The organism is Chryseobacterium takakiae (assembly GCF_900129385.1).
In the GTDB taxonomy this organism is placed as follows: Bacteria; Bacteroidota; Bacteroidia; order Flavobacteriales; family Weeksellaceae; genus Chryseobacterium; species Chryseobacterium takakiae.
Genome location: NZ_FQVO01000002.1, coordinates 333774 through 353445, shown reverse-complemented (window position 1 = coordinate 353445; position 19672 = coordinate 333774). Strand labels below are relative to the sequence as shown.

17 protein-coding genes are annotated in these 19672 nt (G+C 36.6%); 6 read left to right on the top strand and 11 right to left on the bottom strand.

Annotated elements, in window-relative coordinates; all coding sequences use genetic code 11:
* Complete coding sequence (locus BUA76_RS04710) at nucleotides 1–864, top strand: glycoside hydrolase family 25 protein (RefSeq protein WP_072883650.1); 864 nt, start codon at nucleotides 1–3, stop codon at nucleotides 862–864.
* A 125-nt stretch (nucleotides 865–989) separates the two neighbouring features.
* Here BUA76_RS04710 and BUA76_RS04705 read toward each other — a convergent pair whose 3' ends face one another.
* A complete protein-coding gene (locus tag BUA76_RS04705; RefSeq protein ID WP_072883649.1) occupies nucleotides 990–2120 on the bottom strand; it encodes a peptidogalycan biosysnthesis protein in 1131 nt (376 codons plus the stop codon).
* Between the two features lie 44 nt (nucleotides 2121–2164).
* Complete coding sequence (locus BUA76_RS04700; protein ID WP_317041284.1) at nucleotides 2165–2680, bottom strand: DUF1761 domain-containing protein; 516 nt, start codon at nucleotides 2678–2680, stop codon at nucleotides 2165–2167.
* 268 nt (nucleotides 2681–2948) lie between these two features.
* Here BUA76_RS04700 and BUA76_RS04695 point away from each other — a divergent pair, with 268 nt between their 5' ends.
* On the top strand, nucleotides 2949–4850 hold the full coding sequence (locus BUA76_RS04695; RefSeq protein ID WP_072883648.1) for an ABC-F family ATP-binding cassette domain-containing protein: 1902 nt from the start codon (nucleotides 2949–2951) through the stop codon (nucleotides 4848–4850).
* Nucleotides 4851–5046: 196 nt separating this feature from the next.
* Here BUA76_RS04695 and BUA76_RS04690 read toward each other — a convergent pair whose 3' ends face one another.
* Entirely contained in the window at nucleotides 5047–6102 is a 1056-nt protein-coding gene (locus BUA76_RS04690; RefSeq protein WP_072883647.1) for a Gfo/Idh/MocA family oxidoreductase, read from the bottom strand.
* Between the two features lie 165 nt (nucleotides 6103–6267).
* Between BUA76_RS04690 and BUA76_RS04685 the strand changes: the two genes are divergently transcribed.
* The 3 genes from BUA76_RS04685 (at nucleotide 6268) to BUA76_RS04675 (ending at nucleotide 9785) form a co-directional block, all read left to right on the top strand.
* On the top strand, nucleotides 6268–8451 hold the full coding sequence (locus tag BUA76_RS04685) for a TonB-dependent siderophore receptor (RefSeq protein ID WP_072883646.1): 2184 nt from the start codon (nucleotides 6268–6270) through the stop codon (nucleotides 8449–8451).
* 83 nt (nucleotides 8452–8534) lie between these two features.
* Nucleotides 8535–9050: a hypothetical protein gene (locus BUA76_RS04680; protein ID WP_072883645.1), complete on the top strand. Its 516-nt coding sequence runs from the start codon at nucleotides 8535–8537 to the stop codon at nucleotides 9048–9050.
* A 141-nt stretch (nucleotides 9051–9191) separates the two neighbouring features.
* On the top strand, nucleotides 9192–9785 hold the full coding sequence (locus BUA76_RS04675) for a hypothetical protein (RefSeq protein WP_072883644.1): 594 nt from the start codon (nucleotides 9192–9194) through the stop codon (nucleotides 9783–9785).
* Nucleotides 9786–9894: 109 nt separating this feature from the next.
* On the opposite strand, the gene BUA76_RS04670 is transcribed toward BUA76_RS04675, so the two are convergent.
* Complete coding sequence (locus BUA76_RS04670) at nucleotides 9895–10530, bottom strand: peroxiredoxin (RefSeq protein WP_072883643.1); 636 nt, start codon at nucleotides 10528–10530, stop codon at nucleotides 9895–9897.
* 93 nt (nucleotides 10531–10623) lie between these two features.
* Between BUA76_RS04670 and BUA76_RS04665 the strand changes: the two genes are divergently transcribed.
* On the top strand, nucleotides 10624–11505 hold the full coding sequence (locus BUA76_RS04665; RefSeq protein WP_072883642.1) for a mechanosensitive ion channel family protein: 882 nt from the start codon (nucleotides 10624–10626) through the stop codon (nucleotides 11503–11505).
* 45 nt (nucleotides 11506–11550) lie between these two features.
* Here the strand turns inward: BUA76_RS04665 and BUA76_RS04660 are convergent, their stop codons facing one another.
* The 7 genes from BUA76_RS04660 to BUA76_RS04630 all read right to left on the bottom strand — a co-directional run bounded on the left by BUA76_RS04660 (nucleotide 11551) and on the right by BUA76_RS04630 (nucleotide 18938).
* Complete coding sequence (locus BUA76_RS04660) at nucleotides 11551–13749, bottom strand: reprolysin-like metallopeptidase (protein WP_072883641.1); 2199 nt, start codon at nucleotides 13747–13749, stop codon at nucleotides 11551–11553.
* Between the two features lie 14 nt (nucleotides 13750–13763).
* The gene (locus tag BUA76_RS04655; RefSeq protein WP_072883640.1) at nucleotides 13764–14132 is read right to left on the bottom strand and encodes a hypothetical protein; all 369 of its coding nucleotides are present in this window, start codon (nucleotides 14130–14132) and stop codon (nucleotides 13764–13766) included.
* 209 nt (nucleotides 14133–14341) lie between these two features.
* Nucleotides 14342–15532 carry an ADP-forming succinate--CoA ligase subunit beta gene (gene sucC / locus BUA76_RS04650; protein ID WP_072883639.1) on the bottom strand — a complete coding sequence of 397 codons (1191 nt, stop codon included), beginning with the start codon at nucleotides 15530–15532 and terminating at the stop codon, nucleotides 14342–14344.
* A gap of 110 nt (nucleotides 15533–15642) precedes the next feature.
* Nucleotides 15643–16566 carry an alpha/beta hydrolase gene (locus BUA76_RS04645; protein ID WP_072883638.1) on the bottom strand — a complete coding sequence of 308 codons (924 nt, stop codon included), beginning with the start codon at nucleotides 16564–16566 and terminating at the stop codon, nucleotides 15643–15645.
* 42 nt (nucleotides 16567–16608) lie between these two features.
* Nucleotides 16609–17397 carry a DUF2490 domain-containing protein gene (locus tag BUA76_RS04640; RefSeq protein ID WP_228408460.1) on the bottom strand — a complete coding sequence of 263 codons (789 nt, stop codon included), beginning with the start codon at nucleotides 17395–17397 and terminating at the stop codon, nucleotides 16609–16611.
* 105 nt (nucleotides 17398–17502) lie between these two features.
* Entirely contained in the window at nucleotides 17503–18150 is a 648-nt protein-coding gene (locus BUA76_RS04635) for a leucine-rich repeat domain-containing protein (protein ID WP_072883637.1), read from the bottom strand.
* A 119-nt stretch (nucleotides 18151–18269) separates the two neighbouring features.
* A complete protein-coding gene (locus BUA76_RS04630) occupies nucleotides 18270–18938 on the bottom strand; it encodes a hypothetical protein (RefSeq protein WP_083573158.1) in 669 nt (222 codons plus the stop codon).
* Nucleotides 18939–19672: the final 734 nt, after the last annotated feature.

Below are 19672 nucleotides of genomic sequence, written 5' to 3'. Positions count from 1 at the left end.
ATGCCACATAAAAAGTACAGCAAAAAAACCGCCAAAAAGGTTCATGCAACTCGTAGGAAGAACTATTTTTTCCGACGCAAAGCGCTGTTGGCAATTCTCTTGATTGCACTTGCAGGAACAGGATTTTATCTAAAAAAGACCGTAAGCTATTATTATGCTATGTACTTTAATAAATTCGTACACCGAAAGCTTCATAATACAGAATCTGAAACAGTAAGAATACAAAAAATCATATCCGACAACCTTGATAAAACATACGGTTTTGACATATCCCACTACCAAAATAAAGAAGACATCAGCTGGGACAGCCTGAGCATCGGAAACAAAACCATTCCGCTGGAATTTGTTGTAATGCGCGCCACTATGGGAAACCGCAATGCCGATAAACATTTTGATGATTTCTGGGAAATAGCAAAAAAGCAGGAACTTATCCGCGGTGCGTATCATTTTTACAGAGCAGACGAAGATCCTGTGAGGCAGGCCAATAATTTTCTTGAAAACGTAAAACTGGAAAGCGGTGACCTCCCTCCTATCCTTGATATTGAAAAAATCCCGAAGCGCAAGACCAATGAAAAACTTGTTGAAGATCTTAAAGTATGGTGCAGAATTGTAGAGGAAGCCTACGGGAAAAAGCCTATCATTTACACCTATTATCATTATTACAAAGATTTTCTTAAAGGCGAATTTGATGACTATCCGCTTTGGCTGGCTAATTATAATGACGTTCCTGCCCCTTCCCCTGATTCTGAATGGGATTTCTGGCAGTTTACAGAAAACGGAATCGTTCATGGCATCAACACTAAAGTGGATCTGGATATTTACAATGGAAGTTTGTGGTCTTTGAAGAGTCTTACTCTGGATTAATTTTATTTTTTAAACAGCCTCCTTTTATTTTTAAACCTGTTCTAAAGCCAATTGCAAATATTACATCTTGTAAACGGGATAAAGCCGTTCCTATGATACAAAGACTGAGATGAAGGTAAAAAAAATCATTTAAAAGGTTTTCTTTGAATCCATTCTATTTTTGGAGAAATAGCAGGGAAAAGAATTTTCATGAAAGGATTAATCATGAAATTATTATGTTTAATAAGACCAAAAATTTCAGTCGGCTCAGCTCCGACGGTTGATTTTATTTCTAAAGCTGTCCTGCCCAAAATAATTCTTTCAAACTGATAAGTAATTCCGAATTCAACCATATCCAAAAGCATATTGAGATAGATCTGCTTTTCTTTCTGAAGTTCTCTTTGATAGCCTAGAAAGTAAGTGTCAACATCATTATTGTTGATCAGCAAAGTATAGAACCCAACAAGTTCGCTTCCTGAAAAATAGCCGAAAATTCTAAATTTATCATCAAGATTTTCCTTCATTTTTCCAAAGTGATTTTCAGCCAGGAAGAATGTATTGAATGCAGCGTTATCAGCTACGTTATGATAAAGAATATTCATTTCACGATGGTATTTTTGCACCGAATTTAAATCCAGTTCACGTTTTTCAATACCTTGCAGTTTCTTTCTTGCAGCTCTTACTCTTGATCTGTATTTTTTTGAAAAATCATTAATATAATCATCAAATGTTTTCCAGTGTTCTCTTATCTTCAATTTCATATTAGGCTGTACGGAAAACCGAAAATAGGTACTATATTCTTTCCTTGCAAACTGCTCCGCAAAAGGCTTCTGATAATCTTTAAAAATAATTAAAGACGTTTTCCTTATTTCAGTCTGCATGACATCAACGGCTTTATGTAAAAGCATCAGAACATCTTTTGCCGGAATTTTTGAAAAATCAAAATAAAATCCGTTCTGGCCGGTCAGCATATTATTTCCGAGGATCATTACATCCTTAATAAACAGGGAGGTAAATAGACTTTTAATATACCATCCGGAATCATTTTTCAATGACTTTCTAAATCCAATAAAATCAATGTACTGAAACAAGGCACCCCCAATAAGTTCATTTTGTTTAAAAAATCCCACCATAAAGCACTCCATATTAGAAGGCAAAGAATCCTGAAGCGCACGAAAATATTCTTGCGAAAGCATGACATTATGGTTCCCGATCGTTGAAGACCAACGCTCCGGAACATCATTATCTGAATGGTATATTTTTAAATGATATGACATAAAAAGGCTACGCAAAAGTAGCCTTATAATTTAATCCTTTGTAATTATTTTTGTGTTACCCAATGAAAGCCGTCTAAAGCGTACCATCCACAGATAATTCCACCCATAATAGTAAGTGTGAGCGTCCAGTATCCCGTATTGATCATCGTATATTTCCATGATTTTCTTTCAAACATTGCATTAATGGCAATAACTGGGAAAACGAACATAAAGCCTGTCATAAAAGAGTGCAGTGCGCCGTGACCAAAAGATCTGTATGACATCCCATAATCCTTCATAAATGCGTGATAGGATTCATTGGCATTCATCTCATCACCACCAATCATTCCTAGAGCACCAAACTGATGAATGATTACAAAATGAAGAAAATAGGCTATAAATAATGATAAAATGATCGTAAAGACAAATACACCCATCATTTGTCCTTTCATTTTTTCCTGAGATAATCCTGCTTCTTTCATCCAGACCGTTCCGAAAATTTTAGGATGATACCATATAAAACCCGTAAGAAGAGGAATAATTGAGGCTGCTAATACTGCCCAAAAGTTAATTTGCACCATTGTTTAATTTTTTATAGTTACAATGATGAATTTACAATAAAAATGAATTAAAAACGCATTTAAACTAAAAAAAACTTTAAAAATATGAAAATACTATAAATAAACACTTATTTAATTAAAAATAATACAAAAACCTATGTCAATTTTATTAATTTGAATTTTATAAAGCTTTATTGGTTAGTAAAAAATTATATCGGAAACCAGCAAAAGTTTTATGCCTTTAATTTTTGTACTTTTGCAGCTCATTTTTTTATTATTAAAATCCATCATGAATTACGTTTCTGCAGAAAACCTTACAAAATCTTACGGCATCAAAGTTTTGTTTGAAAATATTTCCTTTCACATTAATGAAGGCGACAAAATTGCCATTGTTGCCAAAAACGGAAGCGGAAAATCTACCCTGTTGAAAATTTTAATGGGAAAAGAGATTGCAGACAGCGGCGCGGTAATGATCAATAAAGATATTCAGGTGGTATTATTTGATCAGGAAATTGATTTCGATCCGGATCTTACGATAGACGAATTCATGATGACACTTGATTCTGAACCTATTTTAGCGCTAAAAAATTATCATCAATCACTCCATTCCACAGATCATGATTTTATTGAAAAAGCACTTGCCGGGATGGAAGCTCATAAAGCATGGGATCTGGAAAACGAAATGAAGCAGATTCTTTCCCAGCTTAAAATCACCGATCTTGATGCCAAAATGGGAATGCTTTCCGGAGGACAAATCAAACGGGTCGCTTTGGCAAAACTTTTAACTGAAACAAGAGCAGAACACCGCCATACCTTGTTAATCATGGATGAGCCTACCAACCACCTCGATGTGGAAATGGTAGAATGGCTGGAAAACTACCTGAATAAAGCTAAAATTACCCTACTTCTCGTAACCCACGACAGATATTTCCTGGATAGCGTCTGCGATATCATCTGGGAAATGGAAGATAAAAACCTGTATGTTCACAACGGCTCTTATGCTACCTACCTGGAAAACAAAATGATCCGGGAAGACAACCTGAATGCAACCATCGACAAAGCCAATAATCTTTACCGAAAAGAACTGGAGTGGATGCGCCGTCAGCCGAAAGCAAGGACGACCAAATCCAAATCCAGAATTGATTCTTTTTACGAAACAGAAAAGGTAGCCAAGACAGACACTAGAAAACAAGGTCTTGAACTTGATTTTGAAATGAAAAGGCTTGGTAATAAAATTCTCGAACTTAAACATATTGATAAAAGCTTTGGAAGTAAAGTTTTGCTGAAAGATTTCAGCTATCAGTTTCAGAGAGGCGAAAAAGTAGGCATTGTGGGAAAAAACGGGGCAGGAAAATCTACTCTTTTAAATATTATCCAGGGACTTGAAAAAGCAGATCACGGCGAAATTGAGACCGGAGAAACCATTCATTTCGGATATTTTTCACAGAAAGGATTGGCTTATAAAGAAGATGAAAGAGTCATTGATTTCATCAAAGAAGTTGCGGAATATTATCCTCTTGCTAATGGGAAAAGTCTTTCGGCATCACAGTTTTTGAGATTGTTTTTATTTGATGACCAAACGCAGTACTCTCCTATTTCAAAACTTTCGGGTGGTGAAAAAAGAAGACTTCACCTGATGTATATTTTATATCAGAATCCCAATTTCCTGATCTTTGATGAACCTACCAACGATCTTGACCTCCCCACCTTAACAGTTCTTGAAAATTTCCTGCAGCAGTTTCAGGGTTCATTAATCATTGTTTCTCACGACAGGTATTTTATGGACAGGATTGTAGATCACATCCTTGCGTTTGAAGGAGAAGGAAAAATTAAAGATTTTATTGGAAATTTTTCGGAATACAGAGAAGCAAAAAGCAAAGATTCTACGGAAAAGTCTGTTATACAGAAACAACAGGAACCTTCCAAAGAAAATATACCTTTAACACCAGATTCTTCCAATACAGCAAAAAAGAAAAAGCTTTCTTTTAAGGAGCAGCGCGAGCTTGAGACTATTGAAAAAGAAATGCCCGAACTGGAAGATCAACGCAAAAAAATTCTCGATCAGCTTAATAATGAATCTGATTATGAGAAAATTTCAAAGCTATCCGCTGACCTTGAGAATATCTCGGAACAACTGGAAAACCATGAAATGAGATGGCTTGAATTACAGGAAATTCTGGGAGAAGGTTAAGAGTTTGAGAGTGAGAGCGTTTTAGAGTAGAGGTGTTTCTAAAATTCCTGTTTGAGAGTGAGAGAGTAGTAGTGTAAAAGTGTTTTTTTTGAAAAAAATAAGATATTTCTATATTAAATACTCTCAAACCCTATAACTCTAAAACTCTACAACTCTAAAACTCTACAACTCTATAACCCTAAGACCCTACAACTCCTTATAAGTAAACTACTTTTTCAGCCTTTGAACTCTCCAGTGCTGCATCAATAATTTTCATATTCCTGATGATTTCTTCTGCCGGAGAAGGCAATGCATATCCGAAAACGATGAACTCATAAATCTGCTGGTAATAATTCATATAATTTCCCGGCTCACTGAAAGTGACCGTTCTTTCTGTATCCTTATTTTCATTTAAAAAATTAAGAATTCCGTCCGGTTCTCTTAGGGGCTGTGTCCATTCACTACCATATTCCGGAATAGCTCCGGCTGCCAGTTCATTTTCCTGATTGTCCGTTCTTTCCTGAAGAAAGCTTCCTTTTTCTCCGTGAATGGCGTATGCATAATGCGCCTCTTTTGTAAAAACCGAAGATTTCAGCCTTACTCTGAGATTGTTCTGATAACACAAAACGATTTCAAAATAATCATTGGCAAAATCTTGTCCTTTCATAGAAAATACATCAGCGAACAACTTTTCAGGAAGACCAAAATACTGAGTTGCCTGATCTATAAGGTGTGAACCGAGGTCATGCAGCGATCCGGAGCCTGTAGCCTCAGGATTTTCTTTATGCGCTTTTCCGCTGGGCTCTGTACGAAATCTATCGAAACGTATTTCCGCTTCTTTAATATTCCCTAACTTACCTTCATTCATAATTTTCTGAACCTGGAGATAATCCCGGTCAAATCTTCTGTTCTGATAAACGCTAAGGAACAGGCTTTTCTCTTCAGCGAGTTTTACCAGCTCCTCGGCTTCAGCAACATCCACCGTAAAAGGCTTTTCAACAATTACATTTTTACCGGCTTCCAGCGCCATTTTTACATATTGAAAATGAGTTTGAACCGGCGTGTTTACCACTACCAATTCGATATCCGCATGTTGCAGCATTTCTTCTACAGAGCGGTAAATAATTGCTTCAGGATATTTTTCTTTAGATTCTTCTCTGCTTCTTTCTACAATAGCCGACAAGAAAAACCCAGGATGCTCTTTTAAAAAAGGTGCATGAAATATTTTCCCACTCATTCCGAAGGCACAGAGTCCCGTTTTAACCAATTGCATAATTTATTTTTTACCAAAGTTATTCATAAACATCCAATTTATTTAAGAAATCGTTCAACACATTTCTCAAAAAAATGACAAAAATCACATCTTAATTTTTATTAATTCTAAATAATAATATACTTTTGCAATTATTTAAATTCAATCTAAATAGCATAAACTATAATGAAAAAGCAGCTAGTAACTTTAGGGATATTATTCACAGCCGTATCCTTAAGTGCACAAATGAAAAACACTGAAGCTGATACCGTCAGGATCCAGAGTATTGAAGACGTTAATCTTCATAAAACAGGAAATCCTAATAAGGCAAGACCATTATCTACAAAGTCTAATCTTACAATAATGGAAACTCCGCAACCTATCGCTATTGTGACGCATGAAATTATTGAGCAGCAGCAGGCAAAACAATTGAGTGATGTTATTAGAAATGTAAACGGGATCTATTTAACTTCAGCAAGAGGCGGATCTCAGGACAGCTTCGGAGGAAGAGGTTTTACTTTTGGAAATGATAATATTTTTAAAAACGGAGCAAGAGTAAATAGTGGTGTTTTTCCGGAAGTTACAGGACTTGAAAGAGTTGAGGTTTTAAAAGGAGCCAATGCCATGCTGTACGGAAATGTGGGACCAGGCGGTATTATTAACATGATTACGAAAAAACCAAGATTTGAATTTGGGGGTATGGCAGGATTCAGTGCAGGGAGCTGGAATTCATATAAACCAACGATAGATATCTACGGTCCATTATCAAAAAATATTGCCTTCAGAGTAAACGGAGCTTATGAATATGCCGAAAGTTTCAGAGATCTGGTAGAATCAAAGAAAAATTATTTTAACCCTTCCTTTGTTTTTAATCTTAGTGATAAAACGCAATTGATTGTTGAAGGTGATTATTTATACCATACTTTCACACCGGACTTCGGAATAGGAAGTGTCACAGACAACGCAACAGGGGTATCCAGGCTGGCAACAGAAGTCAGCAGAAACCAGTTTTTCGGAACAAATTGGCAGTATCAGACCAACCAGCAGGCAACAACTGATATCATATTAAATCATCAGTTCAATAAGGCGTGGTCATTAAATGCAGTAGCATCTTATCAGAATTATACCAAAGATTATTTTTCTACGGAGCGTGTACAGTGGTTGTATGATTCATCAAAAAATAATTTCAATCCGAGCTGGAGCAGACCATTGGGAAGAAGTTATAATGAACAAAATTATACTTCATTACAGATTAATGTAAATGGCGAATTCAATACAGGAAGTTTTAATCACAAAGTTTTATTAGGTACCGACGGCGATTATGGCCAGGCAGATACATACGCTTATAAAATCGATGCCAATACTCCTGTTGTGTTATATTTAAATAATCCTTCTTCCTGGACAAATGAAGGTCCCATGCCTACTACTACAAGATCTTCCAGAAACAGGATTGACACAAAACGATATGGCTTCTATGCCCAGGATCTAATCAGCATTACCAAACAATTAAAAGTATTGGCAGGTTTACGCTGGTCCAGTATCCAAAATGAAGATACAAAAGTTAAAAACTTTGCAACAAATCTGGAAACTCCAACACCAAACAGCGGCACCAAAGAAACAGCCTTTTCTCCAAAAGTAGGTTTGATTTACAATCCTGATGAAAATCTTTCTGTTTTTGCAACCTATACCAATTCATTTGCGCCAAATAGCGGATTCGATGAAGCTGGCTATGCATTAAAAGCATCTACAGTAGATCAATATGAAATAGGTATTAAAAAAAATCTATGGAATAATGCAATTGGTGTAAACCTTACGGGTTACCAAATTATCAACAGAGATACTTATACTGCACCATATCTGCCTTCCGGAACGGTAGCATTGTACAGAGTTTATGCCGGAAGTGTAAGAAGTACAGGGCTGGAATTAGACATCACAGGAAATCCTACAAAAAATCTATCTTTAATCGGAGGACTTTCTTATAATAAAACAATTTACACAGATACTCCGGACAACGGATTTGTTGAAAACCAAAGACTTGTAAGAACTCCTGCCCTCACCGCTAATGCATCTGTCTTCTATACATTTACAGAATTTGCCAAAGGACTGAAAATAGGAGCAACAGCATTTTATACCGGCGACCGAAAAGCCGGATGGAATGATGTAAAAGGCCAGAAACAAGCAACAAGAATGATTGATGTTGATGGCTTTACAACAGTTGATATAAGTGTTGGCTACGAATGGAAGAAGTTCATGATTCAGGGAAGAGTCGGAAACCTGTTTGATGTCGTAAACTATAATGTTCATGAAAATTATTCGGTAAACCCGATCACTCCAAGAAATTACTATTTCACATTAACTTACAGGCTTTAAAAAACTAACAATAAATTTTTTCATAGAAAGTGGAAATTGCATTTTGCAGTTTCCACTTTGAAATTTAAAACAAAAACTACAGTATGGATAAGATTAAGGACACCAGAAGTTTCATGAGAATTACCCACCGTTACCTGGGCTATTTCCTTGCCGGAATCATGGCAGTATATGCAGTAAGCGGTGTTTTGCTGATATACAGAGATACCGATTTTCTTAAAAAAGAAAAAAAGTATGACAAGGTAATTGAGAAAAATCTCGATGAAAAAGCACTCGGCAAAGAGCTGAGAATAAAAAACTTCGAAATTGAAAAAACGGAAGGAACTGTCTTGAAATTTAAACAGGGTACTTATGATGCAGCAACCGGACAGGCAAAATACTCAAAAAAGGAACTGCCATTTGTTCTTGATAAAATGACAAAGCTTCACAAGGCTCAGTCGAAAGACAGGCTTTCTCCATTAAACACTTTCTTTGGGATTTCACTGTTCTTTTTTGTGATTTCGAGTTTCTGGATGTTTAATCCAAAAACAAAAGCTTTCAAACGCGGAATGATTTTTACGGCAGTAGGGCTTGTGGTATCAATTCTATTATTACTATTATAATTTAGCAAAAAATACATACCACACTTTTATTCTTTTTAAAATTTTAATTAAAGCTGGCAAATTCACCAAACATTGATTAGTTGGCACATTTATTGTTTTTCAGAAAGCACAAATGATAAACAAATATTAAAATAATAAATTATGAAAAAGCTAATTTTATCAGGGATACTAGCGGTAGCAGGTTTAGCTACAACCATGAATGCACAAATTCAAAAAGGAAACTGGATGGTAGGAAGTAGTTTACTTTCTAGTAACTTCGGATTAAATACAGGTGGAGGATACAACATCGCTATTCAGCCAAAAGGAGCGTATTTCATTGAAGACAACGTAGCATTAGGAGGTTATGTAGATTTGGGCTTCAATAAGGTTACCAACGGCAGCCCAACGGAATTCACTTACGGAGTTGGTGCTTTGGGACGCTATTTCCTTTCACCTGGAGAAAAAGGTGTTGATAATCTTCTGAATCACGGACGTTGGTTTTTTGAAGGAAATGTAGGAATCGGAGGAAGATCTGTTGAAAACGGAGATTCTACTACAGGATTAGATTTCGGAGTAGGTCCAGGTTATTCTTACTTTATTACCCCGAATATCGGTCTTGAAGGATTAGTAAAATACAGAGGAAGAGCAGGCTTCGGAAATGAAGGATTGAATTCCAACATCACCTTTAATGTAGGTTTCAGTATCTATATTCCGACTTCAAAGGCTAGACAGGTAGCTAATGATGTTGCACAATAAGAATCACTTCACACACATTATATACACTTAAAATTGAAATCGCCGCGGAAAAAATTTTCCGCGGCGATTTTCGTACAAATTAAAACTAAACTATAAAAAATCAAATAAATCATATATTAGGCTGAGGCGTATACCTCAGATAAGGCTTAATTTCTTTTATGCCTTTCGGGAATATCTTCTTCGCATCTTCTGTTGAGATGCTTGGCGGAATAATGACATCGTCCCCATCCTGCCAGTTCACCGGGGTAGCCACTTTATGAGAGTCTACAAGCTGAAGAGAATCAAGCACTCTCAGGATTTCATTAAAATTTCTCCCTGTAGAAGCCGGGTAAGTAATAATCAGCCTTACTTTTTTTTCAGGATCAATAATCAGGAGTGACCTTACCGTAGCAGTAGCTGAAGCATTAGGGTGAATAAAATCGTACAGCTCGGAAATTTTACGGTCTTTGTCGGCTATAATCGGAAACTGTACCTCTGTTTCCTGGGTTTCATTAATATCTTTAATCCAGTTTTGATGATCATCTACTCCATCTACGCTTAAAGCAATTACCTTCGTTCCGCGTTGATCGAATTCCGATTTGAGTTTCGAAGTGTATCCCAATTCCGTTGTGCAAACCGGTGTATAGTCTGCAGGATGAGAAAACAAAATTCCCCAGGAATCTCCTAAGTACTCATAAAAATTAAGATCTCCAAAAGACGTTTCCGCCTGAAAATCCGGTGCTGTATCTCCTAGTTTAATTGACATAATATTTTGCTCTTATTAGTCTACAAATTTAGTAGAGTTTTTGGAACTGGCAAAATTTTTGTTTAAAAAAAATGAATTATTTAAAATTTTATTATGCGTGAAAGCAGTTTAAGCTATATTGATGTTGTTTATAATGTACTGGAAAACTGGTATCTGAAGTTTGCAGAAATTACGCCAAAACTTATTGTAGGGATTATTGTATTTTCTTTGTTTGTTTTGACCAGCAAATATTTAAGCTTAATTTCGGTTAAAATATTTCATAAGCTCTTTCCGAAAAGTAAAAAAGAAAGTTCTTTAAGAACACTTATAGGTGTATTCCGCTTCCTGATTATGTTGATGGGAACCTTCATTGCTTTGGAAATCATGGGTTTCAGCGGTTTCTTATGGAAGTTTATCGGAAGTCTCGGAGTCGCCGGGGTAATTGCCGGAGTTGCGTTAAAGGACCTGGTTTCCAGTATATTTTCCGGGATGCTGATTGGTATTGATAAAGCTTTTAAAGTAGGAGATTACGTCACCATAGGAAATAACTCGGGAACGGTAACCGAAATTGGTTTTCTTACAACAAAAGTTATTGCTGATGACGGCAAGAAAGTTTATATTCCCAATCAGGTTATTTTTAATTCTCCCTTTTATAATTTCACAGCATCTCCGCAAAGAAAAATATATCTTAATTTCGAAATTCCGGCCGATCAAAATGTTGCAAAAGCTCAGCAATCCGTTCTTGAAGTAGTGAGAAGCCTTGAAAATGTAGACCACCCTGAAACCGCTACAGCAATTCTTACCGACCTAAAGCAGGGTGTTTTCAATCTTCAGGTAAAATTTCCAATGGTTTTAGGAGCAGACATGATGCTGCTGAAAAGCATTGCTTATTTTGAAATAAAAAAAAGACTGGATTCGGAAGGCATCCAGCTCGTAACTCCAACAAGCATCAGCATTACCGATACCAATAATATGATCAGTAAAAAGCAGGACTAAAAAAAAGCAACCTTTGTGAGGTTGCTTTCTTATTGTATTGATGAATTATTTTTTAATAATCAATTTTTCTGAAATTTTCTCACCATTTTCAAGGATTAGCGAGATCACATAGTTTCCATTCATTAGACTATTTACATTTACCTGAGTTGCCCCTTTGAAACTTCCCGTCTGCAGCAGCCTTCCGGAGGCATCAAATAACTTAAAGTCTGCTTTTTCAGAAGTATTTTTAAGCTTGATATTTACCACATCATGGGAAGGATTCGGATAGATTGAAAAACTTTTCACCTGCGTTTCTGCAGTTGAAAGAACCTGTACAATAGCAAAAGAAGAAGTATTAAGTGCGTAATAAATATTATTAACTGCTTTCACCATAATCCTTGCGGAAACAACATTTTCATTTGGCAATGTTACATTAGCAGAACCTGTGTTTGGGACACTTGCTGCAAGAACGGTATTGAATGTCAACCCGCCGTCTTTAGACAAGAGAATGGTTACATTTTGCGTATTGATCGATCCTGTATTTGTTCCTGCAACATTCCAGGTTACAGGAATGCTTGTGTTTCCAGAAAAGCTTCCGCCACTTGCCTGCGAAGTTACGGTGAACGGCCCGTCATTAGTAACGGTAACCGTCATTACATCTCTTGCAGCCTGATTTCCTGTTGCTTTATTATCATTCACTACAAGTGAAAAATTTAATGTTCTGGCAACACTTGGAGTAACTTCCCATTTCGGAACCAGATTGTTAGCCAACACAGAACTTAATGCTGGTAAATATCTCGAAGGCGAAGCCGTAGGAGTTAAAGACCGGTATACCGGGCCTGCCGTTGCAGTAGATACAGGAGGCTGCGTATTATTGGTATTATCGTACTGCTCCCACAGATAAGTCAAAGGATCTCCGTTAGGATCTGTTCCCGTACCTGTTAAAACGAAAGCAGTCCCTTTCGGAATAATATAGTCGGCTCCGGCATCAGCGGTAGGCACGCCGTTGCCATTGGATATTTTACTTGCGCAATCACTGGCTCTTTGCAGAACAGCATACATTTCTAAAATACTTGCCGCATGGAAATAAGCATCACTGTTATTCTGAACATTATTGTTGGCTCCGCAGATTCCCGCGTACGCCATGATGGTGCTGCCACTTCCCGGCTCAAACGCTGTTGCGTTGTTAAAATTCCCGTTACACGAACCACTGGACGCCCTGAACGTATGATTGGCTCCAAACTGATGCCCCAATTCGTGCGCCACGTAATCAATATCAAACGGATCCCCGATAGGAGCTCCGGAACCGGTAACACCTCTGGCTTTATTACCGGAAACACAAACGACCCCCAAGCCGGCCAGCCCTCCACTGTTTGTTCCAAAAACATGTCCTATGTCGTAGTTTGCAGAACCAATAATATTGGTTGTGTTGGTCTGGTTTTCATTGATCATGGTACCTGGGGCTCCATTGGTAAAAGGATCAGTAGCAGCGTTTGTATAGATCAGCTGATTATTATTGGCTACCATGACCATGGTGGTAGAAATTGTTTTTTCATACACTCCGTTTACCCGCGTCATCGTTGTAGCCATTGCTGCCATTGCAAGCGGAACGGTCCCTCCGTGAAAGGCCGTATATTCTCCTGTTGCGGAAAGTGCAAGTCTGTAGGTTCTGAACTGCCCGTCTGAAACTAACGGTGCTTTGTTTGCAAATCCGTTATTGTTCAGTTCATCCAGTTTATCTTCAACATGACATTCGAAAAGACGGTTATTGGTAGGTAAATCCTTTCTTTTGTATAAGATAAATGCAGAATTGTCTTTCGTATAACTGTCTAAATAACTGATATCCCAAGTATCAAAGTACATTACACTGATTCCTGTTGAAGGAGTTACATTGAAACGGATCGTATTCTCAGGATGATTTTTCTGCCACCCTGTATATGATCTTATCTCGGGAAATTTTGCCTGCAGTTCAGGTTCCATTACAGAAGCTTCCTGAACGATGTAATCCCGAATATTGCCATCTGAATCCGGAAATTTAATAATTACACTTTCATTTCCGGAAAAACGCTGCGGTGCTTTTTTAAGATCTGCTTTAATTTTCTCCAAATCAACCTGGTACAAAGAAAAAGTGTTTGGATTTGTCCATCTCGGGTTGAGATTTTCCCTGCTGATTTTCGGATCTTTTAGCTTCGACCAGTAATTTTGCTGTCCAAAAGCCTGTGCTGCAATCAACAAGCACGAGAAGATAAATGTTTTACTTTTCATATAGTTGCATATTATTATTGAATAATGACTTCTTTTATATCTAATTTTTCATTTAACTTTAATAAAATATTAGGGGTAATCCTGCTTGCTTTACTCAAATCCGGATTTTCAAATTCTTTGACCTTTACATACAATACATTTTTGTGAAATGATACTGAATCTATTAAAACATCGTTGGAATTCTTTAACACAGGCTTAAGGATAAGATACGTTTCATTTTCAACTATTGCAGGTATGGGTGAAAATCTGTTACCGGTATTTTTTTGATGAATGATTCTGAAAACCTCATCCATTTTGTACTGATTATCAATAACTAAATAGTTTTCAGAAGTTATGGTAAATGAGTAATGATTTTTATCCTCAAAAGAAACTGATTTCTGCATCGCATGATCTATACCTATCTGGGACCGACAGCTAAGAAATAAAAAGAGAAAAAAGTATAGAAACGGTCTCATTTTTAACATCCTTTATTGTAAATATAATAATTTTAAGATGAATATTTTATAGTTTTTATTGAAATTATTTCAAATCATTTGTAAAAAAAAACCGTTTCACAATTGAAACGGTTTTATATTGAGTAAGAAAATTCAGATTACGCTAAAACTTCTTTTACTTTATTGGCTGCTTCTTCAAGAGTGATTGCAGAGTGAACCGGAAGACCGGAATCATCAATTAATTGTTTAGCCTCAACAGCATTTGTTCCTTGTAATCTTACGATCAACGGAACAGGAAGGCTTCCCATTGCTTTGTAAGCATCTACAACTCCCTGAGCAACTCTGTCACATCTTACGATACCACCAAAGATATTAATCAGGATTGCTTTTACATTCGGATCTCTTAAGATAATTCCGAAAGCAGTCTGTACTCTCTGCGCATCAGCAGTTCCTCCTACGTCAAGGAAGTTGGCAGGATTACCCCCTGATAATTTGATGATATCCATTGTTGCCATTGCAAGACCTGCTCCGTTTACCATACAAGCAACGTTACCGTCTAGTTTTACGAAATTAAGCCCTGCCTCACCTGCTTCAACATCCATTGGATCTTCTTCTCTGGTATCTCTAAGCTCAGCTAAGTCTTTGTGACGGAATAATGAGTTGTCATCAAGCGTTACTTTCGCGTCAACTGCAATGATTTTATTGTCTGAAGTTTTCAATACAGGATTGATTTCAAAAAGAGAAGCGTCAATTCCTGTATAAGCATTATATAAAGCCGTGATAAATTTTACAAATTCTTTGAATGCATTTCCTTCAAGACCCAGATTAAAAGCGATCTTTCTTGCCTGGAATCCCTGAAGACCTAAAGCAGGATCAATGATTTCTTTGTGGATAAGGTGAGGCGTCACTTCCGCAACATGCTCGATATCCATTCCTCCTTCTGTAGAATATACTACGGTATTTTTACCTTCGGCTCTGTCTAAAAGGATCGAAACATAAAATTCTTTTGTTTCAGACTCTCCCGGATAATATACATCCTCAGCAACCAATACAGAGTTTACTTTTTTACCTTCAGCAGAAGTCTGCGGAGTGATCAGCTGCATCCCGATGATGTTCTGGGCGTTTTCCTTAAGCTTATCCATGTTCGGAGAAAACTTTACACCGCCTCCTTTACCACGGCCACCAGCGTGAATCTGCGCTTTCACCACCCATCCCTGAGCTCCGGTTTCTGCAGTTAGCTTTTCAGCGGCAGCTACAGCTTCATCTACGTTGTTTGCAACAAAACCACGTTGGATAGCTACTCCATACTTTGATAAAATCTCTTTTGATTGATACTCGTGAAGATTCATATTATTTTTATTATTTTATTTTAATATTTAAAGGTTGACAAATTTAATAAAAATGAATAAGGCAGGAAAGTATTTTATTGATGTTTAAAGTCACTTTATTGCAAAATCTGCTATTTTTTCTTTAACAGGAACTCAAGAGGGACAGCAAGTCTTTTATTCCATGCCTCTTCGCTATGGTTTTCTCCCGGAAAATAAAGGGTTTTCCAGTTGGAATCCGTGAAACCTGCTTTTGCCATAATTTGGTCTGCTTTTTTCTGAATATCCGGATAAAGTGCATCCAGAGTCTGATCGCCACAGTCGAAATAGATGGTATGATTTTTAGATCCCGGAAGGTTTTTACTCAGGTATTTTAAGACCGAATCTGGAAAAGGATTATTCTCCAGAGTGAAAGTACCCGGCCAGTGTGTTGAAAGGCAGGCTGCCCCGCCAAAAACATCCGGATATTCACAGATGGCATACATCGAGATCAGCCCTCCCATGCTGCTTCCCGCAATAAAAGTATGTTGCCTATCCTTGTAAGTTGAATATTTTTTATCGATAAACGGCTTGAGTTCTTTCACCAAAAATTTCAGATAATTATCTGAGTTGGGAGAAAAAACCTGATCGGACCTTCCTGATTTTTTCAATTGGGATTGCACCGTATCTTTCTCTGTTGCAGTAAGACTCTCAAAAGGTTTTTGTGGAAAATAATCAAAATGCCTCAGCTTTGAATCGTTCCAAATTCCCACCACAATGGTATTCTGAATTTTACCGTTGTCGATAAGTCGGGAAATAACATCGTCCACATTCCATGACTGTTTATTCCACGTTGTCTCCGGATCATACAGCATCTGGCCGTCCTGCATATAGAGCACCGCATATTTTCGGGATGAAGAATAGTTTTCCGGAAGCCAGACATCCACATTTCTAGGTGTTACGTACTGAGATCTAAAATCTGCTACTCTTTCAATACTGCCGCTTACAACCTTCGGAATCTGCGCATTGTTTTTTACAAAAAGAAAAAATAAACTAATAAGCATTAATATTTTTTGCATCACTTTACAATTTGTACAAATATAAATGTTAGCCTATAATATTTAATCCTTTTTCTTTGCTACATCTATTGTCACATTGGCATTGATGACAAATCCATGGTTGTTCTGGAAAATATTCCGGCTGTTAATCTGTCTTCCGAACTGGAGGGTCTGATTAAGATATCCTGCTTCCAGCCTGAGATTTTTATCAAAACGATAGCCCAGCAGAATACCAATTCTGTTCTGATCAAAAACATTGGCATTTACATTTTTGCCGAAGCCGATGAAAATTTCATCATACAATGCCGCGTAAGGTGTTTTATCTTTAATTTCCCCTCCTTTAAGCGGAATCTGAAAGCGGATCATGTACCGCATCCTGTGCAGCAAAGGAAAATCGTCTTCGGAAGTTACTTCCGGCGAAGTGTATCTTCCCACGAAACGCTGTTCCAGCATAAAGCGGTGAGAAAAATCTACCAACCCTTCTTTGTGTGATAATTGCACCATTTCAAAAATCCTGTGTTCGGTAAAATCCCTTCCCAAACCATTGATAGGAATTTCTCCGTAAGGAAAAGTTTCGATCCACGCATATCCAACCCTGAATAATATTCTGGGATTAAGCTGATAATTTACCCCAACCCTTAACAGACTCTGCTGCCAGTCTGTAATAAAATTATCTCTCCGCCACTGGTATTCTGTATGAAGACCCCATTTATCATTAAACTTGATCGTTCCGAAGAAATTGTACCAGCCGATATTTCCGGAAGTGTCCATCCTATTGTTTTGCGCGACAGCAAAAAAGGAAATAAAAATGGTTGCAAGGAACTGCAATTTAAATACATTTATTTTCATCATTTTTAATTTTACTCAAGGTTCACCTGATTATTTCAAGAAAGGGAAAATCTATATAAAACAGTGAATTAAAACACTTACTGTATAAATTCTATGAAATAATGATTCTTAAAATCTTAAAAGTGTTCCGTACTGAGTATTGAGCCTGTCTATATCACTGGGCATAAAAAGGTTGTTGTTGAGGTAAATATTTTTAAGGTTGTTAATCTTTTGTTTCGGAAAGTCAAATTCCTTAAGCTCGTTGTCATTAAGGTACACTGCTTCCAGATAATTCAGTTTCCAGAAATTGGGAGGAAGTTTTTTGAGACCGTCATTTTCAATATGCAGCACTTTTAAATTTTTCATTTTGCTGATAAGGTCTATATTTCTTGAAAGATCAATATTTTTTTCATCATTCAGGAAAAGCTCTTCCAGTTTGGTAAGTTTTGTAAAGCCAGATGGTAAGACTTTAAAATCGTTTCCGCTAACGTCTAATACTTTGAGGCTTTTAAGTTCGGAAATCCCTTCAGGCAAAAACATAAGTCCTTCATTTTTCAGGCTCAGGTATTCCAGGTTTTTGAATTTGGACCAGAATCCTTTTGGAAAATCAATTTTCTGATTACTGAGATCGAGTCTTTTTACTTTTTCGGGATTTCGGAGCGCTTCCTGTATTGAAGTATATGTTTCCGTATCTTGTGCCGTCGTTTTATTTTGTGAAAAACCTTTACTAAGGATACTCATACACAAAAAAATGAATAAAAGTATATATGTTTTCATTGGATATTTTTTTTGATATTAAACAGATTAAGTGAAGTTTACTAATAAATTGATTCTCATGTTCATTTTCAAAATCCGACATAAGCAGGAGTTTCGCAGCCGGATTTGAATTTTTAGGTCTATTTTGCTTCCGGATTGTAAGGCAAAGAAGATTTATGAACAATAATTCTCAGTTTTCCGTCTTCCCCTTTCCTGAAAACCCATGTTTTATCCACCATTACTTCATTGCCATCTTTATCAGTTACCCAGACATTCCCCATTGTAATGGCTACCGAGCCGTAAATTTGAATTCCCTGATTATCATTTCCTGCATTTTCATATCTTGCCTTTACCCACGGCTTTAACGCAAAACCTTTATCGTTCGGATAATTGGGATCTCCGCCTACAAAATAAGCCAAAGCTCCTTTTTTGTCGTTTCTAAAAGTCTGATCTCCATAAGCTAAAGTCGGCTTGAAGAATACTTTGCCATAATCGTAGTTATATGCATCGGAAAGCACCTGTTCCGCAAACTTTCTATAATCACCACCCTCTTCTTTTATTTGACCTATTTTTACCAACGCATCACACCAGGCTTGCTGCGCAGCATTTACTTCATCATAAGTAATAATATCCTGTGCACCTTCTTCTACATATACCAGCCCTAATTCATCTATTACTTTCTGTACTTTTTCGCTGGCTTGAGTTGTATTCTCAGCAGGCGGGACAGGAGTTTTCTCAGTTACTTTATTACAGGAATACATCACACCTAATAATGCTAAGCTTCCCAAAAATAATCTCGCTTTTTTCATAATTGTACTATTTAAAATTGTTAATATTTTTTTTAAACCTCCATTAACATTTAATTTAAATTTTTAGCGGGATTTGGTCATTATCCCCTAAAATAAAAGAATAATTAATGTTTGCTAAAGTTTCAATTGTATTGGATTTAATAAAAAGCGGGCTTTTTAAAATATATGAAGCAAAATTAAATATGAAAAAACTAACTCAAGCCCGCTTAAATTTTAAAGTGATTATTTATTTTTAGGTTTGGGAAGATTTAAAAGTGTCTCTTCTATAAACCCTACTTTTCCTGTTTGTATGTCGTATACCGCTCCTACAATTAATATTTCACCATCTGTATATATTTTGATGCAGGATAGGATCAAGATCGTGCAGTGAATTTACCTGCTCTATTACATTTTGGCGTACAGCATTATTTACGGGACCTCCATGCAAATGGGATGTCTGGAATGTGAAAAAGCCACGAGCAAAACAAATATTTTTCCCATTTTTAAGTGTTTTTTGGCCTACTTCTTAATACGGTGTTCGGCTAGTCCGTTTACTTATATTTCCCATATTATAATAAATTGAATATGTTATATTTTTAATAAGATCTATACTATTCATTATAGTACATCTCAATCCCAACTTTTCCATTATAATATTTAAGTTTAAACTCATAAATTTTCCATTTCAAAATAGCAACATCGTTGATAAGGACCTTTAAATAAGGAAAACATATATAAAATTTAATCTATTAAGT

Coding starts and splice junctions, on each gene's coding strand:
- BUA76_RS04695 (WP_072883648.1), top strand. CDS start 2,949: ATGAATTACGTTTCTGCAGAAAACCTTACAAAATCTTACGGCATCAAA.
- BUA76_RS04705 (WP_072883649.1), bottom strand. CDS start 2,120: ATGTCATATCATTTAAAAATATACCATTCAGATAATGATGTTCCGGAG.
- BUA76_RS04710 (WP_072883650.1), top strand. CDS start 1: ATGCCACATAAAAAGTACAGCAAAAAAACCGCCAAAAAGGTTCATGCA.
- BUA76_RS04635 (WP_072883637.1), bottom strand. CDS start 18,150: ATGAAAACATATATACTTTTATTCATTTTTTTGTGTATGAGTATCCTT.
- BUA76_RS04700 (WP_317041284.1), bottom strand. CDS start 2,680: ATGGTGCAAATTAACTTTTGGGCAGTATTAGCAGCCTCAATTATTCCT.
- BUA76_RS04685 (WP_072883646.1), top strand. CDS start 6,268: ATGAAAAAGCAGCTAGTAACTTTAGGGATATTATTCACAGCCGTATCC.
- BUA76_RS04665 (WP_072883642.1), top strand. CDS start 10,624: ATGCGTGAAAGCAGTTTAAGCTATATTGATGTTGTTTATAATGTACTG.
- BUA76_RS04680 (WP_072883645.1), top strand. CDS start 8,535: ATGGATAAGATTAAGGACACCAGAAGTTTCATGAGAATTACCCACCGT.
- BUA76_RS04655 (WP_072883640.1), bottom strand. CDS start 14,132: ATGCAGAAATCAGTTTCTTTTGAGGATAAAAATCATTACTCATTTACC.
- BUA76_RS04645 (WP_072883638.1), bottom strand. CDS start 16,566: ATGCAAAAAATATTAATGCTTATTAGTTTATTTTTTCTTTTTGTAAAA.
- BUA76_RS04690 (WP_072883647.1), bottom strand. CDS start 6,102: ATGCAATTGGTTAAAACGGGACTCTGTGCCTTCGGAATGAGTGGGAAA.
- BUA76_RS04670 (WP_072883643.1), bottom strand. CDS start 10,530: ATGTCAATTAAACTAGGAGATACAGCACCGGATTTTCAGGCGGAAACG.
- sucC (WP_072883639.1), bottom strand. CDS start 15,532: ATGAATCTTCACGAGTATCAATCAAAAGAGATTTTATCAAAGTATGGA.
- BUA76_RS04675 (WP_072883644.1), top strand. CDS start 9,192: ATGAAAAAGCTAATTTTATCAGGGATACTAGCGGTAGCAGGTTTAGCT.
- BUA76_RS04660 (WP_072883641.1), bottom strand. CDS start 13,749: ATGAAAAGTAAAACATTTATCTTCTCGTGCTTGTTGATTGCAGCACAG.
- BUA76_RS04630 (WP_083573158.1), bottom strand. CDS start 18,938: ATGAAAAAAGCGAGATTATTTTTGGGAAGCTTAGCATTATTAGGTGTG.
- BUA76_RS04640 (WP_228408460.1), bottom strand. CDS start 17,397: ATGATGAAAATAAATGTATTTAAATTGCAGTTCCTTGCAACCATTTTT.